Genomic DNA, 25,477 nt, shown 5'->3' on the forward strand with positions numbered 1-25,477 from the left:
ACAGCATGGCGATTAATTGGGTGATGTCTCTTAATGTAATCATGTTTTTCCCTGGGTAATTTAGTTTGGCGCGGCAATAAGCTAAAGGCTACCTGAAATCTTCGCCCTTCGTTGGAGATTACGCTTTCAGGTAGCCTTTATTCTGCCAGCCAGGCCGCCAAGCTGGTCAAGCCGTCCAGCATGGCCAGGTGCGGGGCGGTTTGCAGTTGGCCGGGGGTGTGGGCGCCGGTGGTGAGGGCGATGGCGGGGCTTCGGGCGTTGTGCGCCATGTGCAAATCGTGGGTGGTGTCGCCGATTACCAGGGCTTCGGCCGGGTGCACGCCCAATTCGTCGCAGATGGAGAGCACCATTTCCGGCTGGGGCTTGGAAGCGCATTCGTCGACGGTGCGGGTGGCAAGGAAGAAGCTGCGCGTGTCGGTTTCGTCCAGGGCGGCATCGAGCCCGCGCCGGCCTTTGTCGGTGGCCACGGCCAGCCAGTAGTGTTGTTGCAGCCGCTGTAGGGTATTGCCTGCGTCGGGAAACAAAACGGTTTGCTCGCGGCGGTGGAAGTATTCATGCTGATAGGCGCGGATGGCGGCTTCGGTTTGCTGTTGATCCAGCTGCGGACAGAGGCGGCGCAGGGCTTCGCGCAGGCTCAGGCCGATGGTGGCGCGGATGTCGGCCTCGGCGGGCGGCGGCCAGCCGAAGCGGCAAAAAGAATTTTGCACGCCCTGCACGATTTGGGCGGTGGAATCGGCTAAGGTGCCGTCCCAGTCGAAAATCAATACGCGATACGGTTTCATGGGCATTCCTTGATGTGTTGGAAGTTTGGGCTGGCTGAATTTTCAGGTAGCCTCATTTGAAGCTGCGCCCTGCGCCGTGCAGCAAGGCGTTAATCATAATTTCATCGGTTTCCGCCTCGGCTTGGCGGCACGCCGTTTCCTGCCGGATGATTTCCTCCAAATCGGCACGACCGCTCTCGACGGGCTGGGTGATCACCTGCTTGGGGCGCTCCAAAGAAAAGCCTTCCGGCAGGATTACTTTGAATTTGGGCTGCTTATCGTTTTGCTGCATATCTTTCCTTTTTGGCTAAATGGCAAACAGGCTACCTGAAAAACGAAGCCGGAATCGTGAGCTTGCTTTTTCAGGTAGCCTCTTACTCCTGCCGCAAGCTCTCAAGCATCTGACGCAGCTCTTCCGGCAGCGGCGCGGTGAGCACCAGCGTTTCGCTGCTTGCCGGGTGTTCGAGCTCCAAGCGGTGGGCGTGCAGGAACATGCGTTTGAGGCCGAGCTTTTTCAGGCGGCGGTTGGCGGTGTAGTCGCCATAGCGTTCGTCGCCGGCAATCGGGCAGTTTTGCGACTGCATATGCACGCGGATTTGGTGGGTGCGGCCGGTGCGCAGCGTGGCTTCCATCAGGCTCAGGGCGGAAAGCCCCACCGCGTGCAGCGGCGCGCCGCCGAAGCTTTCCAGCACGCGGAACAGCGTGTGCGCGCTCTGCCCTTCTTCGCTCACGCGCACCATTTTCTCGCCTGCCGCGCCGGTGTATTTGAACAGCGGCAGCTTCACCTGCCGCACGCCCTGCGGCCACGCGCCCATACCCAGCGCCAAATATACTTTTTTCGGCTTATCGTTGCGCCAGGCTTCGTGCAGCTTCACCAATGCGCTGCGCTTTTTGGCCACCACCAAGAGGCCGCTGGTATCTTTGTCCAGCCGGTGTACCAATTCCAAATATCGCGCCTGCGGCCGGGCGCGGCGCAGCTGCTCAATCACGCCGAAGCTCACGCCGCTGCCGCCGTGCACGGCCACGCCGGAAGGTTTGTCCACCACCAAAAGGTGCTCGTCTTCAAACACAATGTCAAATTCGCGCGGCGGCACGGCAGCCTCGGCCTGCCCGGCTTTCTGCGCCAGCCGAATCGGCGGAATCCGCACTTCGTCGCCCGCGGCCAAACGGCTGTCGGCAGCGGCGCGCTTTTTGTTCACGCGCACTTCGCCGCCCCGGATGATGCGGTGGATATGGCTCTTGGGCACGCCTTTGAGCAGGCGGATGAGGAAGTTATCCAAACGCTGCCCGGCGGCCGCTTCGTCTACGCTCAAATAATTGACTGAATTTTTGCTAATTGCTGGCATTTTCTCTATAATCCTCTCCCTGCCGACACCGTGCCCGGGCTACCTGAAAGCCAAGCTTCAACAAAGCGAAAAACAAAGGGTGCCGCCGGGTTGGCAAGTTGATTGTTTACTGTTTATTTTATCGTAAAAAGACAATTCCGAACGGCTTTCCTCTGCCTGCCGCGCATTTTGGCGGGCAGATTGAAATAGTAATTGAGTTTACGGCTCCGGCAGCCCAAACGGCCTAAGACGCGACCAGCGCGCCGCCGCACCCGCTGCCGGGCTTAAAGAAGACCACAACACCGAATTAATAACGTATTAAGTTTAAACCAGAGCCAAGCGGCGAGCCGCAATCCAAGCAGTACGGCAAAACAAGCCAACACAGCTTTGCTTTAAAATTAATCCGCTATACCCCGCCGCAAGCGGCCGCCATCCGGCCTGCCGCGGCTTTCCAAATTAGCCGCCCGTCCGGCGACCAGCGCGGCAGCGATGCCCGCCCCGTTCTTTCACTACCTTCTTTACCGTTTTCTGCCCGCGTCCGAAGCCGGCTGCCCAACCGCCACGGCGGTTTGCCGCACACCGCGCTTCAGGACCGCACCACACACGGCTGCCGATTTTAATTTAGTTGAAACTTTGTTTTCAGGTAGCCTTCCCCAGCGGCAGCAAAGCGGCCAAACTAATTACACGCTTCGGAATTGCAAACCAAACAAAAGGTTAGCAACATCATGAAACGTATGTTATTTAACGCCACCCAGGCCGAAGAGCTGCGCGTGGCGATTGTAGACGGGCAAAACCTGCTCGATCTCGACATTGAAACGCTGGGCAAAGAACAGCGCAAAGGCAATATCTACAAAGGCATCATCACTCGCATCGAGCCCTCGCTCGAGGCTTGCTTCGTGGACTACGGCACCGACCGCCACGGCTTCCTCCCCTTCAAAGAAGTTTCCCGCGCCTACTTCCAAGACTACGACGGCGGCCGCGCCCGCATCCAAGACGTATTGCAAGAAGGTATGCAGGTCATCGTGCAGGTGGAAAAAGATGAACGCGGTAACAAAGGTGCCGCGCTCACCACCTTCATCAGCCTGGCCGGCCGCTATCTCGTGCTCATGCCGAACAATCCGCGCGGCGGCGGCATTTCCCGCCGTATCGAAGGCGAAGAGCGCCAAGAGCTTAAAGCCGCCATGAGCCAGCTCGACGTGCCGCACGGCATGAGCCTGATCGCCCGCACCGCCGGCATCGGCCGCAGTGTGGAAGAGCTGCAATGGGATTTCAACTATCTGTTGCAACTGTGGCGCGCCATCGAAGAAGCCGGCAACGCCCATCAAGACCCTTATCTCCTATTTATGGAGAGCTCCCTGCTCATCCGTGCCATCCGCGACCACTACCGCTCCGACATCGGCGAAATCCTCATCGACAACCGCGAAGTGTTCGGCCAAGTGCAGGAATTCATGAGCTATGTGATGCCGCACAACGTAGGCAAGCTCAAATACTACGACGACCACATCCCGCTCTTCTCCCGCTTCCAAATCGAGCACCAAATCGAAAGCGCCTTCTCGCGCTCCGTGAGCCTGCCTTCCGGCGGCGCCATCGTAATCGACCACACCGAAGCCCTGGTTTCCGTAGACGTGAACTCCGCCCGCTCCACCCGCGGTGCCGACATCGAAGAAACAGCCTTCCAAACCAATATGGAAGCCGCCGAAGAAGTGGCCCGCCAAATGCGCCTGCGCGACTTGGGCGGCCTGATCGTGATCGACTTCATCGACATGGAAAACCCCAAGCATCAGCGCGATGTGGAAAACACCCTGCGCGACGCGCTGCGGAAAGATCGCGCCCGCGTGCAGATGGGCAAACTTTCCCGCTTCGGCCTGCTTGAGCTTTCCCGCCAGCGCCTGCGCCCCTCCCTGGGCGAAAGCAGCCACGTAGCCTGCCCGCGCTGCGCCGGCACCGGCGTGATCCGCGGCATCGAATCCACCGCCCTGCATGTGTTGCGCATCATCCAAGAAGAAGCGATGAAGGACAACACCGAAGAAGTGCACGCCCAAGTGCCGGTGGACGTGGCCACCTTCCTGCTCAACGAAAAACGCGCCGAGTTGTTCGGCCTGGAAGAGCGGCTGGACGTATCCATCCTGATGATTCCCAACACCCATTTGGAAAACCCGCACTACAATATCACCCGCGTACGCCCCGACGACGTGGACGACGATGCCGAGCCCAGCTACAAACAAGTCGAAATCCCCGAAGAAGACGACAGCCAAACCTTGGAAATCGGCCGCCAGGCCAAGCCGGTAAAACCCGAGCCAGCCGTAAAAGGCATCAAACACAGCAGCCCCGCCCCTGTGGTGCAGCAGCCTGCCGAGCCCGGCCTGCTGGCCGGTATCGGCGCCTGGTTTGCCAAACTGTTCGGCGGCGGCGAAACCAAACTCGCCGAAGCCCCCGCAGCCAACAACAGTCGCAACCGCGGCAACCGCGGCAAAGCCCCGCAAAACCGCAACCGCCGCAACCGCAGCCAGCAACGCGGCCAAAACGGCAACAGCCGCCCGCCGCGCCAGCAAAATGCCGACGATGCCGAAACTTTGGACAACCGCACACCGCAACAGCTAGCAGAGAAATCCGCTGCCGAGCAGCAGCCCAATCCGCGCCAACGCCGCCGCCAACGCAAAGACAGCGATATCCAGGTAGCCTCGGCTGAAAACGATAAGCTGCAGGCCGCCAGCCAAGCGGCTGACATCCCCGAACGCATTGCTGACGACACCGGCAGCCCTGCAGAAAACCAAGAGCGTGGCAGCGAACGCGGCGATCGCGAGCGCAACAATGAGCGCGGCGAACGCAACGAACGCCGCTCCGGCCGCGACCGCCGCCAAGACAACGGCCAACGCAACGGCAAAGGCCGTGGCCGCCAGCGCAACATCCCCTCTGCGCAGAAAATCATCCAATATTTGGATATTCCGCTGCAAGCCGAGCTGGTGAAATCTGCCGCCGACGTGGTCTTGGGTCTGCACACCGAAGCGCCCGCCACCATGCCGCAGCCCAATGAGGCCGACATCAACAAACCGCTGGTCATCACCATCCCCGAAGTGGCCGATGAAGCCGATGCACCCACCTTCGTGTTTGCCGAAGAAAACACCGCCGAAGCTGCTGAAACCGTAAACCAGACTGCTGTTGCAAGCCCGGTTGCGGAAACAACGCGGGAAGAAGCCGTTGTGGTGGAAACCGTGGCCGTAGAAGCCTCATCCGTCGAAACCCAAGCCGCTCCGGAAGCTGCATCTGCCGATGATTCCATTGCTGCCGCAGCCCAAGCCGTAGAAACGGCAACGACAGCCGTGGCGCAACCCGTTCCGCAACAAACCGCAGCCGAACCCGCGGCCGCCGACCTAGGTGGTCTGGTATTAGTGCAAACCGATCCCGCCGCGCTCTCCGCCGTTCAGCCCGAGCCTGAACAGCCCAAAGGCCTGCGCCGCGCCGATGTTGCCCCCGCCGCCCCGACTGCCGTGCCCGAGCCGCAGCAACTGCAGCAAGTGGAAACCCACCGCAGCTGATGTAGGTTTTCAGGTAGCCTGCAGCGGCCAATAGCAAACCACCCCGAATGATTATTCGGGGTGGTTTTTGATCGTCAATTTCCAGGCTAGCCGGATCTGTATAACTATTCCAAAGAGAGACGAAGCAAGGCAGCAGCCCTCAGAATACGGGCACGATAACAAGCTGAACCCACCGCATTCCTATTGCTCACGACCAACAGCATTGGAATTCCGTTATTCCATGCTTTCAGCTAGCCGTTCCCAGCTTGCCGGGCTGCTTAAAATTCGTCTGCCCATTTAAGGCGAGCAGTGCTAAGGTTTCGCCGTTCTCTCCTACGAACTCAACCTCATACTTATCTTGCCCGTATATATCCACAATCACGCCGCGTGCGCCGGCAGGTAGGTAGTGTTCGGGAATATCTCCAATCAGTTCAACCACATCCAAATAATTGATACGGCATCGCCGCCCCTTTCTATCGCTAAAACCCTTCATATGGCATGGGCTCACCTTGCACTGTGTTAAGCCTCATTCCCTATCTCGTCGGCAGCAAGCGACTCTATCTGCAATGCGGGCCAGATGCCGTGCGGCGGCAGTAGAAGCCCGCCCCGGTCGTGCAACTGCTCTTCCAAAGCCAATACCGCGGGCAGGAAGGCGGATTGGTGCGGCATGGTAGGAATAGTGTGATTGATTGCAGCGGTGCTTATCTGCCAGCCGTGCTGCCGGGGCGGAAGGCTACCTGAAACTTGCCACCACACGCTGCCTTCCTGCTCATCCTGCCCCGACTGCTCATAAGCCCAGCCCAACAGCACGGTTTGCCCGAGCTCGGCCAGCAATGCGTTCAGCACGGCATACAGCGGGCTGAGGCAGCTTTCGGCATCGGCGGCGAGAAACACGCTGTTGCCGCTGCTGCCGAGGATTTGCGCCAGCTGGAACGTGGCGGCGTTGTGGAGGTTGGCCATAAAGTCGAGCGGCGAGGGCTGGCAGGCGGCAAGTTTCTGTTGCATCGCGGCCATGCGGGAGGGGGAGCTGAACGGCGAGGCGAGATAAATGGCAGGGTTTTCAGGTAGCCCTTGGCACAGCGGCAAGGCGCCGAGCAGGGCGAGCAGGGTGAAACGGCTCAGGCGGCGGGCATCGATGCCGTATTGCTCGCGCAAAAGGCGGCGCAGTTCGGCATCAGGCTGCTGCGGCTCGGCGATAAAGCGGGCGGTGGCTTGAAGGTAGACCAATGTTTGGCCTGGGGGCAATGGATTCGACATCATCAAATATACTTTTCAGGTAGCCTCAACCCTGCCAATCCAACACCCAGGCGCAATGGCTGCCTCCGAAGCCGAGGAAATAGTTCAGATAGCTGCCGTTTGGCAGCGGCTGGCCGTGCAGGGTGGGCAAAGGGAAATCGGGGGTGGATATGGGCAGGGGCGGCAGGCGGCCTTGTTGCAGGGCGGCGTGCAACAGGGCGGTTTCCAAGGCGGCACTCGCGCCGAGGGTGTGGCCGGTGTAGGGTTTGAACAGCAGGGCGGGGGTATGCGGCCAGATTTGGCGGCGCACCTGCATTTCTACTTCATCGCTCAAACCTCCGCTGCCGTGGATTTTCACGCCGCGTAAATCCGGCGCGGCAACACCAGCGCAGCGCAGGCATTCGGCGAGCAAATGCTGCAGCGGTTCGGCGGAGGAGGCGGTGAGGTTGAGGTGGTCGGTTTGCGCAGTGAAGCCGTGCAGGCGGCAAACGTAATCGCGGTGCGGCCGGGCAGAGAGTGCCAGCGCGGCCATACCTTCACCCAACACCAGCCCGCCGGCATCAAGAAACGGCAGCCTACCCGGTTCGGTGTCGAGCAGGTTCATAGCATGGAAATGTTCGAAGGTGAGCCGATTAAAGCTTTCAAAGCCAACCACGATGGCGCGTTCGACCAGGCCGTTTTCGATGCTGCGGGCGGCGGCGAGCAGGGCTTGGGCGGCGGCAGTGCAAGAGGTGGCGAAGCTAAATACGTTGGGGCTGCGGAAACGGGTTTTCAGGTAGCCTGCAATTTCACACAGGGTGTAGTGTTCTTCTTCGGGGCTGGCAGCCGGCGCGGCTTCGCGGTCGGACATCACATAGGAAGTGGAGCCGATGAACACGGGAATACCGGCCAGGTTGTCTGCCTCCCAGCCGGCCGCGGCGTCGGCTTGGCGGATTTGAGCCTCAATCCAGCCGCACAGCTGCGCCAGCGTGGCCGGAGCGGCGGGGAAGGCGGCGAAATACGGCAGCTCGCGCGGCTGCCCCAAGCCGTGTGCGGTGCGGAGGGCGGGCGGCAAGAATAAGGTTTCAGGTAGCCCGAACGGGCGGCTGCCCTGCCCTTGTGCGCACCAATAGCTGCTGCCGCACAAATAGGCGGCTCGGGATGGAGTATTTGCGGTGTTCATTTTTCAGATAACCTCAAACGGTCTGCCCGGCGTTTCCAGCAATTCCCATTCATACTCCGAATCATGAATGGCCAGCGCATAGCCGTTTTCAAGATACAGCCCGAAATCGTCATGTTGTTCAAACCAATGATCCAAAGCGGCCTGCAAGGCGGGCAGGGAAATGCGCGCCCAGAAGCCGAAGCCGTTTTCGCTTAAGCTTATCCACGCCGTATCGGCAAGCAAGGCGCGTACCCGGCGCACCATTTCGGTGAGGGCGGCTTGGTGCTGGGCTTGGCGGAACGGGCGGTCGATGATGCCGTTTTGATGAAACGGGAAGGTGGTAGCGGCTGGGTTAGTAAGCCGATAGATGCCGCTGTCGACAAACCGGCGGGCAATCTCGCCATCTGTGGATTGGATGTCGGCAATGTTTAAAAAGGCGTAGCGCTGCCGCAAGCGGGCTTGGGCGTTGCGTTGTTGGAGTTGGGTGATTTTCGGATTCATGTGGTGTGCTTAGCGATACGGCAAAGGCTACCTGAAAGCGGGCAGAACGGTTTTTCAGGTAGCCTTTATGTGCCGTGCTGTTCGCGAATAAAGGCGGCCAAATCACGCACGTTCATCATGTGTTTGCGCACCATGCGGTCGCCGTTGAGGCGCACGCCGTAACGGGCTTGCAGAGCGACGGTGATTTGCAGCGCATCGAGCGAATCGAGGCCGACCGGGCTTTCCGGGCCGAACAGCGGGGAGTCGTCGGCAATGGCGGCCATGTCCACGTCGTCTTGTTTTTCGGTTTCGCGCACAATCAGGCTCTTCAAGGCCTGCTCCAGCGCGGGGGAGCTTAAATCGGGCGTGTTCACTTTAAAATCTCGCTTGGGTTTTGAGTTGGCGGCGGTAGAGCGCGGCGGCGGCGGCGAGGGCGGCCAGGCCGAAACCGGCCAGGTGCAGCAACTGCGGGGCGATTTGCGCCAGGGTGTAATGGTTTAACAGCAGTTTCTGGAAGGCGGACAAGCCCCAGCCCATCGGCGAGAGCTGGGAGAGCTGCTGCATCAGCGCGGGCATGATGTGCACGGGCACCATCACGCCGCCCAGTGCGGCCATGATGATGATGCCGCCGCCGCCCAGCACCACGGCGTGTTCGGTGGTTTTGGCCAGCACGCTCACCAAAAGCCCATAGCCCAGCGCGGCCAGGCTCACGGCGCAGGATACGGCGGCATAGCCCGCCCAGCCGCCGGCCAGCGCAAAGGCGGGCATGCCGAGCAGGGGCAACACCCATGCGCCCAGCGCAATCATGCCGGCAAACTGCAACTGGTTGATTAAGAAGTAGGGAATCAGCTTGGCAGCCAAGAGTTTCCACGCGGGGGCACGCGCCATGTTCAGGCGGGTGAGCGTGTTGGTCTGCCGCTCCATCGCCATCACGTTGGAGAGCGGTATCATGATGAAAAACATGCCGAAAATCAGCCAGGCGGGCACGCTGTGCTGCACGGAGTTGGGCTGTTCCACCGCCTCGCCCTGCCGGTTCAGATAGGTTTCCTGCCACATTTCGCGCCCCAGATAAGTTTCGATTTGGCCGAACTTATCGTCCAATTCCTTGTTCACTTGGTCTTGAATGCGGCGCACGGCGGGATTTTTGTTGTTGTCCAACACGATTTCGTTGCCATCAAAGTATTGCGCCAGGCGTGCCTGGGTGTAGTGCTGGCGCATCAGGCCTTTGATGCCGAGCAGCCAGCCGCGGTCGGCATCGGGCTGGAGCCACAAGCGCAAGGGCTGTTCTTTTTCCAGCGGGGTGGTTTCATCGTTTGGATTGAGCAGCAGCAAATCGGCCTCGCCGCGCTGTAAGGCTACCTGAAAATCGGCCAGGCGGCTTTCATCGGCCAGCTGCACTTTCAGATTCTCGTTTTGCAGGGCTTGCAGAAACTGTTGGTTGAGCCGGCTGTCGGGTTTGCCGAGCAGCACGATTTGCGCGTCGGGATTGAGGTTTTCCCGGCTACTGCTCAAGGCGGCCGACATAATCAGCATAAACAGAATCGGCATCACAAACAGCACGGCCACGCCGTGCAGGTCGCGGCTGAGTAGCTTGAGTTCTTTGGCAATGGCGGCGGCTAACATGAGGCCGGCCTTATGGGATGGGATGCTTGCATGGGTTTGATCATATTCATTTTATGGTTTTCAGGTAGCCTGTTTGGCCAAGAAGTCCAAATAAAAGCTTTCCAGCGAGGCAAAACCGAAACGGCAGGCTTCGGCGGCATAGCCTTTATCTTGCAGTGCGGCCAGCAGCTCGGCGGGCGCATCGGTATCGAAATGCAGCGTGCCGGCGGCGGCGCGGCGGCCTTGCAACGCGGCCAGTTCGGCATCGGGCAGCGGCGGCATGGTGCGCAAAGCCAAGCCGGATTGCCCGCCTTGGCGCAACACCTCATGCAGGCCGCCGTGATACACCAGCCGTCCGCCGTGCAGCAGCGCAATATCGCGGCACAACAGCTCGATTTCCTGCAAATAATGCGAGGTGTACACCACCGTGATGCCCTGCTGCGTGAGCGCGGCCACGCTGTCCAAAATAAAGCGGCGCGATTCGGGGTCGATGCCCACGGTGATTTCGTCCAAAAAAATCAGCTTGGGTCGGTTGATGAGGCCGATGGCGAAGTTTAAGCGCCGCTTCAGGCCGCCGGAGAGGTGTTTGGCCAACTTGGCGCGGTGTGCAGCCAGGCCGGTCTGCTCCAGCAAGGTTTTCAGGTAGCCTTCGTCGCGCACGGCATACAGTGCGGCGAAAAAGCGCATATTGTCCCACACCGAAAGCAGGGGATAAAAGGCAAAATCCTGCGGCACCAGCGAAATACGCTGCCGCTCTTTGGCCGGCAGCCTGCCCAGCGGCACGCCGTCAAACAAAATCTGCCCGCCCTGCACCGGCAACAGCCCGGCCAAAAGCGACATTAGCGTGGTTTTGCCCGCGCCGTTGGGACCGAGCAGGCCCAGCGCTGCCCCTTCGACTATCGGCAGGCTCACGCTATTGAGCGCGTTTTCCTGCGCCTGCGGGTATCGATAGGTAATTTCCTGTATTTCAATCATAAATTGCTAAATTTTAAGCCAAAGCAACGGCAACCGGCCGTTGTGTTCGGCTACCTGAAAAATAAATCGGAATAATAGCCCAAATTCGCTTGAAACTGCCGCCCAAAGTTTCTACAATCGGTTCTCCTTCTCAACTCGACCTCAAAGGATACTGATATGAGTACAATGAAAGCTGCAAGATGGTACGGCCGCCGCGACATCCGCGTGGAAGACGTAGCCGTTCCCGAAATCACACGCCCGTCACAAGTGAAAATCGCTGTGAAATACACCGGCATCTGCGGCAGCGACCTGCACGAATACCTCGGCGGCCCTATCTTTATCCCGGTAGAGAAAGAGCATCCCTATTCCGGCCGCAAAGCCCCGCTCACGCTCGGCCACGAATTTGCCGGTGAAATTGTGGAAGTGGGCGCTGGCGTGACCAACGTGAAAGTGGGCGACCGCGTAACCGTTGAGCCGATTTTGGCCAAAGACGGCCTCAAAGGCAAATACAACCTCGACAAAAACCTAGGCTTCGTCGGCCTGGCTGCCGACGGCGGCTTCACCAGCTACTGCGTGGTAGACGGCGAATTGTGCCACAAATTGCCCGACAGCATCGACTACGAACAAGGCGCGCTCACCGAGCCTGCCGCCGTGGCCCTGTATGCCGTGCGCCAGAGCAAACTGAAAGCCGGCGACACCGCTGCCGTATTCGGCTGCGGCCCCATCGGCCTGCTCACCATCGAAGCCCTGCGCGCTGCCGGTGCCACCACCATCTACGCCATCGAGCTTTCTCCTGAGCGTCAGGAAAAAGCCCGCGAGCTGGGCGCCGTAGTGATCGACCCCTCCAAAGTAAACGTAGTAGAACACATCAAAGCCGAAACCGACGGTGGTGTGAACGTATCGTTTGAAGTAACCGGCGTGGCTCCCGTGTTGAAACAAGCCATCGAAGCCGTGGAAAACGACGGCGAATGCGTGATCGTGAGCATTTGGGAAAATGAAGCCTCCATCCACCCGAACGAAATCGTGATCAAGGAAAAAACCGTGAAAGGCATCATCGCCTACCGCGATATTTTCCCCGCCGTGCTGCAACTGATGGAACAAGGCTACTTCCCGAAAGACAAGCTGGTTACCAAACGCATCAAGCTGCAAGACATCGTGAGCGAAGGCTTTGAAGCCTTGGTGAAAGAGAAGAGCCAAGTGAAGATTTTGGTGTCTCCGAACTAAGCGCACGGTTGGCTTAAACCGAACAGCCGCCCGCAGGGAAACTTGCGGGCGGTTTTGTGTGGGAGGCTACCTGAAAAACGGCTTTCAGGTAGCCTTGCGGCATAGCAGAAAACGTGTATAAATCACATCCATCGCTTGCCGCTCCTGATTAATAGTGCAACAATGCGGCCTGCAAAAAACAGCACAGGCAAACGTCTGCCGGCCGCCTTGTTGATTTGGCCGTTTTACGCTGATTGATCAACCTATTACCAAGAAAGAAGCCCTATGCCGAACTTCCTCCTCGTGCCCATCGGCACCAAAACTGGCCTCACCAGCATCTCGCTCGGCCTGCTGCGCGCCCTGCAACGTAGCGGTCGCCGTCCGGTGTACTACAAACCGGTATCGCACAAACCCACTCCCGCCGGCGACACCGAAGCCGCCATCGTGTTTGCTAACAAACTGTTCCACCTCAACCCGCCGCGCCCGCAGCCGCTCTCTAAAGTAGAAGAGTTGGTGGGCGCTGGTCGTGATGACGATTTAATCGAGCTGATGGTATCCGACTTCGACCAGGTTACCGCCGCCGAACACGACGTGGCCATTATTGAAGGCGTGGTGCCCGACAGCGAACGCGGCTTTCTCTCCAACAAAAATGCGCAAATCGCCGCCGCGCTCAACGCCAACGTGATCCTGGTGGCCGCCGCCGGCAACCACAGCGCCGAACAAGTGGCCGACCAAATCAACTTGGCCGCGCAGGAATATGCCAACAGCCATACCGATGTGGCCGGTTTCATCATCAACCGCTACCACGGCAACGACAGCAAAGCCTTCGCTGCCGAAGTGGCTGCCAAAGTGCGCAGCGGCATCCCCTGCATGGGCGTGCTGCCTTTCGCGCCAGAACAATCGCTGCGCCGCATGGCCGACATTGCGGGCTACCTGAACGCCCAAGTGATTGCCGGACAAGAGTATTTGGGCAACCGCACCAAAGAAATCGTGGTGGCCGCACAAAACGCTGCCCACATGCACCACCGCATCACTTCCGGCGCACTGGTGATTACCCCCGGCGACCGTGAAGACATCCTGATGGCTGCTTCGCTGAAAATCCTCAGCGGCGTGCCGGTGGCCGGCCTGCTGCTCACCTGCGGCACCGCGCCTTCGCCTGCCGTACAGGGCATTATCAGCCCCGCGCTGAGCCAAAACGTGCCGGTACTGCTCACCGAACACGACACGTTCGCCACCGCCTACGCACTGGCTCACCAAGACCAAACCATCCCCGCCGACGACACCGAACGCATGGAAACCATGGTGGAATTCGTGGCTGAACATGTTGATGTGGAAGAACTCTGCCGCCACATCGGCCAGCCGCGCCAGCTGCTGATGTCGCCGCCTGCCTTCCGTTTCCGCATGATGGAGCAGGCGCGCGCCGCTAACCGCCGCATCGTTCTGCCAGAAGGCGACGAGCCGCGCACCGTGGAAGCTGCTGCCATCTGCCAAAGCAAAGGTATCGCCCGCTGCGTGCTCCTGGCCAAACCGGAAGCTGTGCGCGAAGTGGCCGCCAACCGCGGCATCACCCTGCCTGAAGGCTTGGAAATCATCGACCCCGACACCATCCGCGAGCAATACGTTGCCCCGATGGTAGAGCTGCGCAAAAACAAAGGCCTCACCCCCGGCTTGGCACGTCAGGCGCTGGAAGACAGCGTCGTGCTCGGCACCATGATGCTGCAGCAAGACGACGTGGACGGCCTGGTATCCGGCGCGGTACACACCACCGCCAACACCATCCGCCCCGCCCTGCAGCTGATTAAAACCGCCCCCGGCGCCAGCCTGGTATCCAGCGTGTTCTTCATGCTGATGCCCGAGCAGGTGTTCGTGTATGGCGACTGCGCCGTGAACCCCGAGCCCACCGCCGAAGAGCTGGCCGACATCGCCATCCAATCGGCCGAATCCGCCAAAGCCTTCGGCATCGATCCCAAAGTAGCCATGATTTCCTACTCCACCGGCACCTCCGGCAGCGGCGCCGATGTGGAAAAAGTGAAAGAAGCCACCCGCTTGGCGCAGGAAAAACGCCCCGATCTGCTCATCGATGGCCCGCTGCAATACGACGCCGCCAGCGTGCCCAGCGTAGGCCGCCAGAAAGCGCCCGACAGCAAAGTAGCCGGCCAAGCCAACGTGTTCGTCTTCCCCGACCTGAACACCGGCAACACCACCTACAAAGCCGTACAGCGCAGCGCCAACGTATTGAGTATCGGCCCCATGCTGCAAGGCCTGCGCAAACCGGTAAACGACCTCTCGCGCGGCGCCTTGGTGGACGACATCGTCTACACCATCGCCCTTACCGCGATCCAAGCAGTGCAGATGAGCAAATAACTGTCCTGCTCTGTTGGTTGACGTATAATTGATGTATGAATTAAAAGGCTACCTGAAAGTTTCAGGTAGCCTTTCCGTATTTGTAATCATCACATCATCAGTGAGATATAAACCATGAGAAAAATATTTTGCCTTCTCTCGCTCCTTGCCTCCACCGCCTATGCCGAGAGCACCGAACTCAATCAATGTACCTATACCATAATAGACTTTGCCAGAATCTCCCTATTTACTGACTATTGCAGCGATAACGAATTCAATAGCAACATTCCCCAGCCAAATCTCAATCGTCATCTGCAAGAAGCTTTGCGCTGCTCCACATTGATTCAAGAGCACTATCCTGACAAAGCCCAAGAAATAGAAACCATGGAAACTTAGTGACTTGGCACCATGTTTCAGCCATTAATCGTTTCCAAAACGATCCGCAACAGATGCAGGTCTATTGCAAGTTGCAAAACCGTCTTGTCCTCAAACTACTGCACAAGTACTGACTTATCGGGTCAATACAAACTAAACCAGCGCATAAAGTTACTAAACCCAACAAAAACATTCAATTACCTGAAATACCGAGTCATAACCTAACCCATATCTTGATACAAAAAGGCTACCTGAAACTTCAGGTAGCCTTTGTATTGCAGACAAATACAATGTTTAGAAACGCACGCCGCCTCGAATACCGAAGCTGTGGCGGTTGGTTTTCGGCACTTCGATATTCTCGCCTTCGTGGGTAAAGCTAGTGGCTTTATCCCGTGTGTAGCGGTAGTAGGGGCCGAAGGTGAGGCTGGTGCTTTCGCCCAGCTGTTTGTTCACGTCCACGCCCAGGCCGAGGCTGTAGTTGTTTTGTTTGTATTTACCATCGCTGGCATACTCAATCTGAGTATATTGCTCTTCCACTCGGCGGTGTAGGCTGACTTGGGCTTCGGTCCATGGAGTAATGCTCCAGCCGCTACCCAGTTGCTGCTCGTATTCCACCTGGGCTTTCAGATACAGGTTGTTGGCACTGATATCGACAGAGTCGTCATCGGGATCGATTCTGTGGTTACGCACATCGGTTTTGCCGTGGTTGTAGCCCAAACCACCACCCACGCGCAGGCCGCCGTTTTTGAAGCCGGAGGGAGAGAACAAATAGCCGGCATACACATCTACATTATTGGTTTTAGCACCGTTGATGAGTTTTTCGCCATTGGCTTTCGCATCGGAATCAAGGTATTGATAGCCCAATTCGGTACGAATGGCGTGTTGCTGAGCCAGCGGGATATCGGCGCGGCCTTGCAGGGTAACGCCGTCGCCGGAGTATTTAAGCTGATCAATTTTGGCATTTTCGTGTGCGTAGCCGGCGGTTACGGTGTAGCGGCCGTCATTGATGGGGTGCAACGGCACGCCCTCGTCTGCGGGGGCAGCCTGAACAGCAGCAGACAAGGCCAATACGGCCAAGGCAATCAGGGTTTTTTGCATAATTTTCTCCAGTATGGATGGAAAGAATACCGTGGCGGCGGTTTGCCGTATCCAACGGTGTAGATATTACTGACAAAATCGGTTTAATGCTTTGAGAAAGCAATATTTTCGAGTGCATGATAAATCTTGGTCGAATTGAGCTTCAACTCTGAATGGACAAATAGTCGTCTGCTCGCTGCACGTTAGGTTCATCTTTAACCCCGCATGGCAAGATAGAATATTGAAATTTAGCAAAATTAGCACATTATTCTTTTCAGGCAGCCTGTGTTGGATAAAGGCTACCTGAAAGTTTCAGGTAACCTCTCCGTCATCAATCTCCATATCCGTTCGGATTACCGCTTTGCCAGCGCCAAGAGTCGCGCATCATGTCGTTCAGGCTGCGTTCGGCATGCCAGCCCAGCTCGGCAGCGGCACGGGCTGGGTCGGCATAGCATTCGGCAATGTCGCCCGCACGGCGGGGTTTGATGGCATAGGGGATTTTTTGACCCGAAGCGGCTTCGAAGGCGCGGATGATGTCCAGCACGGACGAGCCTTTGCCGGTGCCGAGGTTGTAGATGTGCACGCCTGCTTCGCGGCTTTTTTTATCGAGGGCGGCCACGTGGCCGAGCGCCAGATCGACAACGTGGATATAGTCGCGCACGCCGGTGCCGTCGGGAGTGGGGTAGTCGTCGCCGAACACGGAGAGTTCGGCCAGCTTGCCTGCGGCCACTTGGCAAACGTAGGGCAACAAATTATTCGGGATGCCGTTGGGCTGCTCGCCGATACGGCCGCTGGGATGTGCGCCAATGGGGTTGAAATAGCGCAGCAGAATCACGCTCCATTCGGGGTCGGCGGTGTGGAGGTCGGCCATCATACGTTCCATCATCTGCTTGGATGCGCCATAGGGATTGGTGGCTTCGCCGAGAGGGGCTGTTTCGGTAATCGGCACGGTATCCGGGTCGCCATACACGGTGGCGGAGGAGCTGAACACGATGCTTTTCACGCCCGCGCGCTGCATTTCTTCCAGCAGGATAAGGCTACCTGAAACGTTGTTGCTGTAATACTCAAGCGGTTTTTTCACGCTCTCGCCCACGGCTTTGAGCGCAGCGAAGTGGATAACGGATTGGATGGGGTGTTCGGCAAAAATGCGGCGCAATAATTCGCGGTCGCGGATGTCGCCCTGATAAAAGGCGGGTGTGTGCCCGGTGATTTCTGTAATGCGGCCGATAACTTGAGGCGAGGCGTTGCAGAGGTTATCGATAATCACGGGGGAATGCCCGGCTTGGATGAGTTCGACCACGGTGTGTGAGCCGATAAAACCGGCACCGCCGGTAACGAGGATGGTGGACATGGAGTTTCTTTCTAGCTTTTGATGACAAAATATCGAGTTATATTTTAGCTTCGCAGAAGTTGGCTGCACTTATTTTCAGGTAGCCTTACATGATTGGCACATCAATCCTTACAGCATCCCAATCCCCGACACTTCCCGCGCCAGTCTAGCGGCAGCGTTGTCGGTCATGCCACCGACAAAATCGAGGATTTTCATGTAGGCGGTGTAAAGCGTGTCTTGTTCGTTCAATGGGTCGTCGCGCAGCAGCTCCAAGGCCAGCGATTGGCGGGTGCTGACGTGTGCTTTGGTGATGTAGGCGAAAGCGGCGGGCACGAGCAGGTTGAGAATCGAGCCGATGCAGGGGAAGGCGGCGATTTCGGTAATCAGCTTGCTCTGATGGCGAAACACGCGGGTACGTGCCAGCTCTTTGGCCCGTTCCAGCGAATCGCGCACTTCGGGCGTGCACACGCTGAGCAGGTCTTTGCCTTGGAAGCTGCCAGCGAGCAGGTCGGCATGGTGCAACATAAAGGTTTGTGCCATGTCGTCGATGGCGCGGCCGATGGCCATGCCGCGCAGCATGGCGCAGCGCTGGCGGGCGGATTGCTCCGGCCAGAGTTTGTCGATGTGTACCATGCCCTGCAATACGTTTTCCACTTCGCGATCGTCCAGCAGACCGAGCTCCACCGCGTCTTCCAAATCCAGGAGCGCGTAGCAGATGTCGTCTGCCGCTTCCATCAGGTAGGACAGGGGGTGGCGGCTCCAATGGTGCGCAGCGATTTCAGGTAGCCCCAATTCGGCGGCCACGCATTCGATAAATGGCAGCTCGGTTTGATAAATATTGAATTTTTTCAAACCCTGCGGTGCGGAAGTGGTCCAAGGATATTTGAGCAGCGCGCCAATAGAGGCGGCGGTGAGGCGCATGCCGCCGCGGTGCTGATACATTTCAAGATTGGCCAAAATGCGCAGACTGTGGGCATTGCCTTCGTAGGTTTGCACGTCGCGCCGTTCGGCTTCGGCCAGGTGTTTCAGGTAGCCTGCGTGCTCGGGATTGCGGAACCAATCGCGCAATGCCTCTTCGCCGGTGTGGCCGAAAGGCGGGTTGCCCATATCGTGCGCCAGGCAGGCCACCTGCACCACAGCGCCGATATCGGATGGCGTATTCTCCGGCGGCAAGAAACCGCCCTTGGCCAGCATCACGCCCACGCGGTTGCCCAAGCTGCGCCCCACGCTGGCCACTTCCACGCTGTGGGTGAGTCGGTTGTGGGTATGGTCGTGCTCGGCAAAGGGGTGCACCTGCGTTTTGCGCCCCAGCCGCCGGAACGAGCCGGAAAACACCACGCGGTCGTAATCGATGTGGAAATCGGTGCGCAGCGCATCCGCGCCTTCTTGGCTGGAGGGGGTAACGGTGGCCACCAGCCGGCCGTTCTCGGGCTTGAAACGCTTGGTGCTGAGCAGTTGCTGCCAGTTCATGTTTGTCCTTTGGTTTGGCTGGATAAATTGAGGCTACCTGAAAACTAAGCCGTCGGTTTTCAGGTAGCCTCTTTGCGCTTTAGCGGGTTACCGGTTTGTAGCGGATACGTTTCGGTTTCGCGCCCTCTTCGCCCAAACGGCGTTTCTTGTCGGCTTCGTATTCCTGATAGTTGCCATCGAAGAACACCCATTTCGAATCACCTTCGCACGCCAGAATGTGCGTGGCAATGCGGTCGAGGAACCAGCGGTCGTGCGAAATCACCATCACGCTGCCGGCGAATTCCAGCAATGCTTCTTCCAGCGCGCGCAGGGTTTCTACGTCGAGATCGTTGGATGGTTCGTCCAGCAGCAACACATTGCCGCCGCTCAACAAGGTTTTCGCCAAGTGCAAACGTCCGCGTTCGCCGCCGGAAAGGTTGCCGGCGATTTTGCTTTGGTCGCTGCCTTTGAAATTGAAGCGTCCCAAATATTGGCGGGCGGGAATTTCAAACTGACCGACCTGCAAAATGTCGCGGCCTTCGGCAATGTTGTCGAACACGGTTTTGTCGTTTTGCAAACCTTCGCGGCTTTGGTCAATCAGGCTCATTTTCACGGTTTGCCCGATTTTCACTTCGCCGGAATCGGGCTGCTCTTTGCCCGAAATCATTTTAAACAGCGTCGATTTACCCGCGCCGTTCGGGCCGATGATGCCGACAATCGCGCCAGCAGGCACTTTGAAGCTCAAATCGTCAATCAGCACTTTATCGCCGAACGATTTGGAAACGTTCACAAATTCAATCACTTCGTTACCCAAACGCTCGGCGACGGGAATGAAGATTTCCTGCGTTTCATTGCGTTTTTGGTATTCGTAGTTGCTCATTTCCTCAAAACGCGCCAAACGCGCTTTGGACTTGGCTTGGCGGCCTTTGGCATTCTGGCGCACCCATTCCAATTCCTGCTTCATCGCCTTCACGCGCGCAGCTTCGGATTTCGCTTCGTTTTCCAAGCGTTTTTCTTTCTGCTCCAGCCAAGACGAGTAATTGCCTTTCCACGGAATACCGTGTCCGCGGTCAAGTTCCAAAATCCATTCGGCAGCGTTGTCCAAGAAATAGCGGTCGTGCGTTACCGCAACGACTGTACCGGGGAAGCGCACCAAGAATTGCTCCAGCCATTCCACCGATTCCGCATCCAAATGGTTGGTCGGCTCGTCCAGCAGCAGCATGTCTGGCTTGCTCAACAAGAGTTTGCACAAGGCAACGCGGCGTTTTTCACCGCCGGACAAATTGCCGATTTTGGCATCCCATTCCGGCAGGCGCAGCGCATCAGCTGCGATTTCTAATTCGTGTTCCGCACCGCCGCCCGTGGACGAACCCGCCGCGATAATCGCTTCCAAGCGGCCCTGCTCTTCCGCCAGCGCGTCAAAATCCGCATCGGGATTGGCGTACTCGGCATACACTTCTTCCAAACGTTTCTGCGCGGCAGCCACTTCGCCCAAGCCACTTTCCACTTCCTCGCGCACGGTTTTTTCAGGATCAAGCTCCGGCTCTTGCGGCAGATAGCCGATTTTAATGCCGCTCATCGGTACGGCTTCGCCCTCAAACTCTTTATCCACGCCCGCCATAATCCGCAGCACGGTAGACTTACCTGCGCCATTCAAACCGAGCAGGCCGATTTTCGCGCCGGGAAAGAAGGAAAGAGAAATGTCTTTGATGATGGTTTTCTGCGGCGGCACCACCTTGCTCACGCGCAGCATGGAATAGACGTATTGCGACATAACAACTCCTCGAAAATAGGGAAAACAGGCAAATGGGTAAATGCCGCCGATTCTAACCGAAAAAAGCATTTCAGGCAGCCGAAAGGCTACCTGAAAATACAGGTCGACTGCGTTTCTGAGAAAAAGAAATTTTTCAGGTAGCCTCTCCCCCTCTTGAGGCTACCTGAAAACTGACATCATCTATCCGGCAGCAAAAACGGCGTTTGCAGCCCGGTTTGCACGCAGCCCTTTCAGCCCGCCCGCTCTTGCCTTACAATGCCGCCCGTTCTTTCTATTTGCGGTTTTCCCATGCTTGCCAGCCTGATTGATTTCGTTCTGCATATCGACCAACACCTCATCGAGCTCACCCAAACCTACGGCCTGTGGATTTATGCCATCCTGTTCCTCATCGTGTTTTGCGAAACCGGGCTGGTGGTTACGCCCTTTCTGCCGGGTGATTCGCTCTTGTTTGCTGCCGGCGCGGTGGCGGCGCTGGGCGGGATGAATGTGCATATCGCGGCCGCGCTGCTCTTGGCGGCGGCGGTAATCGGCGACGCGGTAAACTTCGCCATCGGCAAGTATTTCGGCGAAAAGCTGTTTGCCAAACCGGATTCGCGCGTGTTCAAACGCGAGTATCTGGATAAAACCCATGCTTTCTACGAAAAATACGGCGGCAAAACGATTATTCTGGCGCGATTCGTGCCGATTGTGCGCACCTTTGCACCCTTCGTGGCGGGTATGGGCGATATGCATTACGGCCGCTTTATCCGCTACAATATCATCGGCGCGCTGATGTGGGTGGGGCTGCTCACTTATGCGGGCTACTTCTTCGGCGAGCTGCCGGTGGTGAAAAATAATTTCGGCTTGGTGGTGATCGGCATTATCGTGGTGTCCGTGCTGCCGATGGCGGTAGAAATCGCCAAAGCCAAGTGGGGGAAGAAGGCTTAGTCTGCCGCTCCTGCTTCGTTTTCAGGTAGCCTCTTGCTATAGCGGATTAACATGGCGGCAAGCCAACGCAGTAGCAGTCTTATTGTCATTCACTCTATTTTTAAACGGCTAATTTCTTTTCAGGTAGCCTTCACGTTTTCCTATGATTTATCCTTGGCATGAATCCGCTTGGCGGCAGTTGGCTGCCCAATGGAGCAACCGCCCCAACGCTTGGTTGCTTACCGGCCGACGTGACACCGGTAAAACCGCGTTTGCCCGCCATCTGGCGCAGGCGCTGTTGTGCGAGCAGCCGCAGGCCGAACACCAGCCATGCGGCAGCTGCCCTTCCTGCCATCTGTTCGCCCAAGGCAGCCATCCGGACTACTACGAACTCGCGCCCGAGCTGCCTGCCGAAGGCGAAAGCGCGCGCAAGCTGCTGCAAATCAAAATCGACGCCGTGCGCGCCGTGCTATCGCCGCTACTGCAAAGCTCCGTGCGCGGCGGGCTGCGCGTGGTACTGGTGCAGCCGGCGGAAACCATGAATACCCAAGCCGCCAACGCGCTGTTGAAAATGCTGGAAGAGCCGCCCGCATCGGTGGTGTTCCTTTTGGTGACCCACAACAAAGACCGCCTGCTGCCCACCATTAAAAGCCGCTGCCGCCCCTTCCTGCTGCCTGCCCCAAGCGCCAAAGAAGCCTTAGGCTACCTGAAAACGCAAAACACCCCTCAAGCCGAAGCCCTGCTTGCCTTCCACAGCGGCGCCCCGCTGTTTGCAGCCGAGCCGGAGCAAGACGCGATGCGCGAAGAGCTGTGCCAACTGCTGGCCAAACCGCGTCTGTTGGCCATGCTGGATTACGCCGCCGCCTTCGACAAGCAAAAATGGCCGCTGGCCGTGTTTCTCGACTGGCTGCACAAATGGCTGGCCGACACTGCGCTCGCCCAGCAAAACCTGCCCCCGCTCTACTACCCGCAACACCAAGCCGCCATTTTTCAGGTAGCCTCCCGCACCCGGGGGACAACTTTATTCCAACTGGTACACACCCTAAACCACCTCAGCCCTTACGGCAGGCACACCTTAAGTGTTAGAATGCAGATTGAAAATTTGCTAACCAACTACCTTGCTTTCTGGCAAAACAAGCCGCTTTAAGAAAACAAGCCCGTTATTTATTTTGTATAAACGTTACTTACTTAAAACAAGGAAATACCCATGAGCACACCCGCCGACAGCGCCCCCGGCCGCATGATGAGCGTTAGCCTCAAAGACAAACCCATCGCCTACTACAGCTACATGCCGTTTCTGGAGCATGGCGGCATTTTCGTGCCCACCAACGACGAATTTAAAATGGGCGAAGAAGTGCTGTTGGTATTGGAACTGTTTGACAATCCGGAAAAATTCTTCCTGCGCACCCGCGTAGTGTGGATCAACCTCAGCCGCACCACCAACGGTCAGCCGCAAGGCGTGGGCCTCGCTTTCGGCGACGACGAAACCGGCATCAAATGTAAAAACTACATCGAAGACCAACTGCCCGGCCTGGTGCACACCGACCGCGCCACCTACACCATGTAGCCATGCTGATCGATTCGCACTGCCACCTCAACTTCCCCGACCTCGCCCAAAGGCTACCTGAAGTCCTCGCCAACATGGCCGAGGCCGGCGTGGATAAAGCCATCGCCATCAGCGTGAGCCGGCAGAGCTTCGAAGAAGTGCACGCCATCGCTCAAAATCACCCCAACATCTACGCCACAGTCGGCATCCACCCCGACGACCCGGAAGCCGAAGAATTCAGCCTGGAAGAACTGCTGGAACGTGCCGCCCGGCCCAAAGTGGTGGCCATCGGCGAAACCGGCTTGGATTATCATTGGTGCAAAGGCGATCTGGCCTGGCAGCACCAACGCTTCGCCCTGCACATCGAAGCCGCCAACCGCAGCGGCCTGCCACTTGTCGTCCACACCCGCGATGCCGCCGCCGATACCATGCGTCTGTTGCGCGAACACCAAGCCCACGCCGGCGTTATCCACTGCTTCACCGAAGACGTACACGCCGCCAAACTGGCCTTGGATTTGGGCTTCTACATCTCTTTCTCCGGCATCGTTACCTTCAAAAACGCCACCGCCATCCAAGAAGCCGCCCGCTACGTGCCGCTCGACAGGCTGCTGGTGGAAACCGACGCCCCCTACCTCGCCCCCGTACCCAAACGCGGTAAACCCAACGAACCGGCCTACGTCCGCCACACCGCCACCTTCGTCGCCCAACTGCGCGGCGACAGCTTGGAAAACATCGCCCAAGCCACCACCGCCAACTGCCTGCGGCTATTCAACAAAATCAACACTGCGGCTTGAGGTCTGTTGGGTACACACAGCTTCTGCTAAGAGTCTGTCCCTTTCGTACGTTAAAAGGCTATCTGAAAATTTTCAGGTAGCCTTTTAACATTGCAGAGAGCAGGCCAAGCATTTATACCAAACCAGCTGCCACTTAATGCCAATTTCTTCCATTCGGCCAAAGCATAAAAACAGATTGCTCACGTTTGGCTGATGCCTCATCTTCCCTTATGCAGCCTCTCACGCCCGCATAGATTCAAACAATCGGAAATAATCGGGAAAGGTTTTGTTCACGCATTGCGGGTCGTTGATATACACCGGCACGCCGAGCAGGGAAACCAGAGAGAAGCACATGGCCATGCGGTGGTCGTCGTAGGTGTCGATACGGGCGTTGGCGGCCAGGCGGGGCGGCGGGGTGATGTGGATGGCTTCGGCTTCCTCTTCCACCCGTGCACCGAGTTTGCGCAGTTCGGCGGCCATGGCGGTGATGCGGTCGGTTTCTTTCACGCGCCATGAGCCGATATTGCGCAGGCTGCAACGCGCGCCGGCAGCAAGGGCCACCACGGCCAAGGTCATTGCCGCATCGGGGATGTGGTTGGCATCCAAATCGAAGGGGCGGATGCGCTGGCCGGGGCGGCGGGCTACCTGAATATAATTTTCGCCCCACTCCACGGCGGCGCCGATTTTTTCCAGCTCGGCGGCAAACGCGGTGTCGCCCTGGATGCTGTGCCGCCCGATGCCGTACACGCGCACGGGAGTGGCGGCGAGCAAACCGGCGGCAAGGAAATAGGATGCGCCGGAGGCATCGCCTTCCACATGAAGGGTAGCCGGGGCGTGGTAACGGGCTGTTTCAGGTAGCCTGAACAGCCGATGGCTGTCGTGGGCTACCTGAAAGCCGAATTGCGCCATCAGTTTGAGCGTGATGTCGATATAGGGTTGGGAAATCAGCTCGCCCTGCACTTCGATTTCGTGCGCCTGCCCGGTGAGCGGCAAGGCCATCAAAAGGGCGGTGAGGAATTGGCTGGACACATTGCCGCGCACAGTGATAAGCCTCTGGCCGCCGGCCTGCCGTTCACCGATGTGCAGCGGCGGATAGCCTTCCCGGCCTTCGTAGCGGATAGTTGCCCCGACTTGGCGCAGGGCATCGACCAAATCGCCGATGGGGCGTTCGTGCATCCGCGCCACGCCGTGCAGATGGTAATCGCCGCCAAGCAGGGCCAGAGCGGCGGTGAGCGGGCGGAAGGCAGTGCCGGCGTTGCCAAGGAACAAATCGGCCTGCCGCTGCGGGAAACGGCCGCCGCAACCGTGTACGGTATAACTACCGCCTCCATGATGTTCAATGCGGACGCCGAGGCTTTGCAGCGCGGCGAGCATGTGGCGGGTATCGTCGGCATCGAGCAGGTTTTCAATGCGGCAGGCGTTGTCGGATAGGGCGGCCAACAGCAGGGTGCGGTTGCTGATGCTTTTGGAGCCGGGCAGCGTGATGGCGGCGGGGCGCAGGCGGGCGGCGGGCAGATAGAGGGAATCGGTCATGATGGGATGGGCTTGGGATAGGGGGGAGGCTGGCTGAAAATAGGCAGCGGGTTTTATAGTGGGATGGCTGCTTTCAGGTAGCCTTTCATGTTTGCGGGCTACCTGAAATTTTGGCTGGTTTATAGTGAATTAAATTTAGGGGCTTAGGAAGCAA

At 58.0% G+C, this 25,477-nt stretch carries 22 protein-coding genes; 7 read left to right on the top strand and 15 right to left on the bottom strand.

The window, feature by feature from the left end:
• Positions 1-137: 137 nt before the first annotated feature.
• The 3 genes from HMPREF2541_RS00290 to HMPREF2541_RS00300 form a co-directional block, all read right to left on the bottom strand.
• Positions 138-782 (bottom strand): HAD-IA family hydrolase, encoded by a 645-nt coding sequence (locus HMPREF2541_RS00290; RefSeq protein WP_070541193.1) that lies wholly within the window; start codon positions 780-782, stop codon positions 138-140.
• A gap of 52 nt (positions 783-834) precedes the next feature.
• A complete protein-coding gene (locus tag HMPREF2541_RS00295) occupies positions 835-1,053 on the bottom strand; it encodes a hypothetical protein (protein ID WP_070541195.1) in 219 nt (72 codons plus the stop codon).
• Positions 1,054-1,135: 82 nt separating this feature from the next.
• Positions 1,136-2,107, bottom strand: a complete 972-nt coding sequence (locus HMPREF2541_RS00300; protein ID WP_070541197.1) for an RluA family pseudouridine synthase — start codon at positions 2,105-2,107, stop codon at positions 1,136-1,138.
• Between the two features lie 704 nt (positions 2,108-2,811).
• Between HMPREF2541_RS00300 and HMPREF2541_RS00305 the strand changes: the two genes are divergently transcribed.
• On the top strand, positions 2,812-5,622 hold the full coding sequence (locus tag HMPREF2541_RS00305; RefSeq protein WP_070541225.1) for an Rne/Rng family ribonuclease: 2,811 nt from the start codon (positions 2,812-2,814) through the stop codon (positions 5,620-5,622).
• Between the two features lie 226 nt (positions 5,623-5,848).
• Here HMPREF2541_RS00305 and HMPREF2541_RS00310 read toward each other — a convergent pair whose 3' ends face one another.
• The 7 genes from HMPREF2541_RS00310 to HMPREF2541_RS00340 all read right to left on the bottom strand — a co-directional run bounded on the left by HMPREF2541_RS00310 (position 5,849) and on the right by HMPREF2541_RS00340 (position 11,035).
• A complete protein-coding gene (locus HMPREF2541_RS00310) occupies positions 5,849-6,094 on the bottom strand; it encodes a DUF4926 domain-containing protein (RefSeq protein ID WP_070541199.1) in 246 nt (81 codons plus the stop codon).
• Positions 6,095-6,120: 26 nt separating this feature from the next.
• Entirely contained in the window at positions 6,121-6,828 is a 708-nt protein-coding gene (locus HMPREF2541_RS00315; protein WP_070541201.1) for a beta-ketoacyl synthase chain length factor, read from the bottom strand.
• A 55-nt stretch (positions 6,829-6,883) separates the two neighbouring features.
• Positions 6,884-7,999, bottom strand: coding sequence for a beta-ketoacyl synthase N-terminal-like domain-containing protein (locus HMPREF2541_RS00320; protein ID WP_070541203.1), 1,116 nt, complete (start codon positions 7,997-7,999; stop codon positions 6,884-6,886).
• A 3-nt stretch (positions 8,000-8,002) separates the two neighbouring features.
• Complete coding sequence (locus tag HMPREF2541_RS00325) at positions 8,003-8,479, bottom strand: hypothetical protein (protein ID WP_070541205.1); 477 nt, start codon at positions 8,477-8,479, stop codon at positions 8,003-8,005.
• 65 nt (positions 8,480-8,544) lie between these two features.
• Complete coding sequence (locus HMPREF2541_RS00330; protein ID WP_070541207.1) at positions 8,545-8,832, bottom strand: acyl carrier protein; 288 nt, start codon at positions 8,830-8,832, stop codon at positions 8,545-8,547.
• Position 8,833: 1 nt separating this feature from the next.
• Positions 8,834-10,081 carry an ABC transporter permease gene (locus tag HMPREF2541_RS00335; protein WP_064103242.1) on the bottom strand — a complete coding sequence of 416 codons (1,248 nt, stop codon included), beginning with the start codon at positions 10,079-10,081 and terminating at the stop codon, positions 8,834-8,836.
• A 60-nt stretch (positions 10,082-10,141) separates the two neighbouring features.
• Positions 10,142-11,035: an ABC transporter ATP-binding protein gene (locus HMPREF2541_RS00340; protein ID WP_003824120.1), complete on the bottom strand. Its 894-nt coding sequence runs from the start codon at positions 11,033-11,035 to the stop codon at positions 10,142-10,144.
• Between the two features lie 156 nt (positions 11,036-11,191).
• On the opposite strand from HMPREF2541_RS00340, the gene HMPREF2541_RS00345 reads away from it, so the two are divergent.
• Positions 11,192-12,238, top strand: a complete 1,047-nt coding sequence (locus HMPREF2541_RS00345) for a 2,3-butanediol dehydrogenase (protein ID WP_023887256.1) — start codon at positions 11,192-11,194, stop codon at positions 12,236-12,238.
• A gap of 264 nt (positions 12,239-12,502) precedes the next feature.
• Positions 12,503-14,581, top strand: coding sequence for a phosphate acetyltransferase (gene pta / locus HMPREF2541_RS00350; protein ID WP_049259429.1), 2,079 nt, complete (start codon positions 12,503-12,505; stop codon positions 14,579-14,581).
• 648 nt (positions 14,582-15,229) lie between these two features.
• On the opposite strand, the gene HMPREF2541_RS00360 is transcribed toward pta, so the two are convergent.
• The 4 genes from HMPREF2541_RS00360 to ettA all read right to left on the bottom strand — a co-directional run bounded on the left by HMPREF2541_RS00360 (position 15,230) and on the right by ettA (position 20,565).
• On the bottom strand, positions 15,230-16,033 hold the full coding sequence (locus HMPREF2541_RS00360) for an outer membrane beta-barrel protein (RefSeq protein ID WP_070541209.1): 804 nt from the start codon (positions 16,031-16,033) through the stop codon (positions 15,230-15,232).
• 310 nt (positions 16,034-16,343) lie between these two features.
• Positions 16,344-17,363, bottom strand: coding sequence for a UDP-glucose 4-epimerase GalE (galE, locus tag HMPREF2541_RS00365; protein ID WP_070541211.1), 1,020 nt, complete (start codon positions 17,361-17,363; stop codon positions 16,344-16,346).
• 108 nt (positions 17,364-17,471) lie between these two features.
• On the bottom strand, positions 17,472-18,812 hold the full coding sequence (locus HMPREF2541_RS00370; protein WP_070541213.1) for a deoxyguanosinetriphosphate triphosphohydrolase: 1,341 nt from the start codon (positions 18,810-18,812) through the stop codon (positions 17,472-17,474).
• Positions 18,813-18,891: 79 nt separating this feature from the next.
• A complete protein-coding gene (gene ettA / locus HMPREF2541_RS00375; RefSeq protein WP_070541215.1) occupies positions 18,892-20,565 on the bottom strand; it encodes an energy-dependent translational throttle protein EttA in 1,674 nt (557 codons plus the stop codon).
• Between the two features lie 288 nt (positions 20,566-20,853).
• On the opposite strand from ettA, the gene HMPREF2541_RS00380 reads away from it, so the two are divergent.
• From HMPREF2541_RS00380 to HMPREF2541_RS00395, 4 genes are all read left to right on the top strand, one after another.
• Positions 20,854-21,492 carry a DedA family protein gene (locus HMPREF2541_RS00380; protein ID WP_070541217.1) on the top strand — a complete coding sequence of 213 codons (639 nt, stop codon included), beginning with the start codon at positions 20,854-20,856 and terminating at the stop codon, positions 21,490-21,492.
• A 142-nt stretch (positions 21,493-21,634) separates the two neighbouring features.
• Entirely contained in the window at positions 21,635-22,618 is a 984-nt protein-coding gene (gene holB, locus HMPREF2541_RS00385; RefSeq protein ID WP_070541219.1) for a DNA polymerase III subunit delta', read from the top strand.
• A gap of 60 nt (positions 22,619-22,678) precedes the next feature.
• Entirely contained in the window at positions 22,679-23,038 is a 360-nt protein-coding gene (locus HMPREF2541_RS00390; RefSeq protein WP_003824098.1) for a PilZ domain-containing protein, read from the top strand.
• 2 nt (positions 23,039-23,040) lie between these two features.
• A complete protein-coding gene (locus HMPREF2541_RS00395; RefSeq protein WP_070541221.1) occupies positions 23,041-23,811 on the top strand; it encodes a TatD family hydrolase in 771 nt (256 codons plus the stop codon).
• 219 nt (positions 23,812-24,030) lie between these two features.
• Here HMPREF2541_RS00395 and aroA read toward each other — a convergent pair whose 3' ends face one another.
• Positions 24,031-25,323, bottom strand: coding sequence for a 3-phosphoshikimate 1-carboxyvinyltransferase (aroA, locus tag HMPREF2541_RS00400; RefSeq protein ID WP_070541223.1), 1,293 nt, complete (start codon positions 25,321-25,323; stop codon positions 24,031-24,033).
• Positions 25,324-25,477 lie beyond the last annotated feature (154 nt).

The organism is Eikenella sp. HMSC061C02 (assembly GCF_001809035.1).
Classification (GTDB): domain Bacteria; phylum Pseudomonadota; class Gammaproteobacteria; order Burkholderiales; family Neisseriaceae; genus Eikenella; species Eikenella corrodens.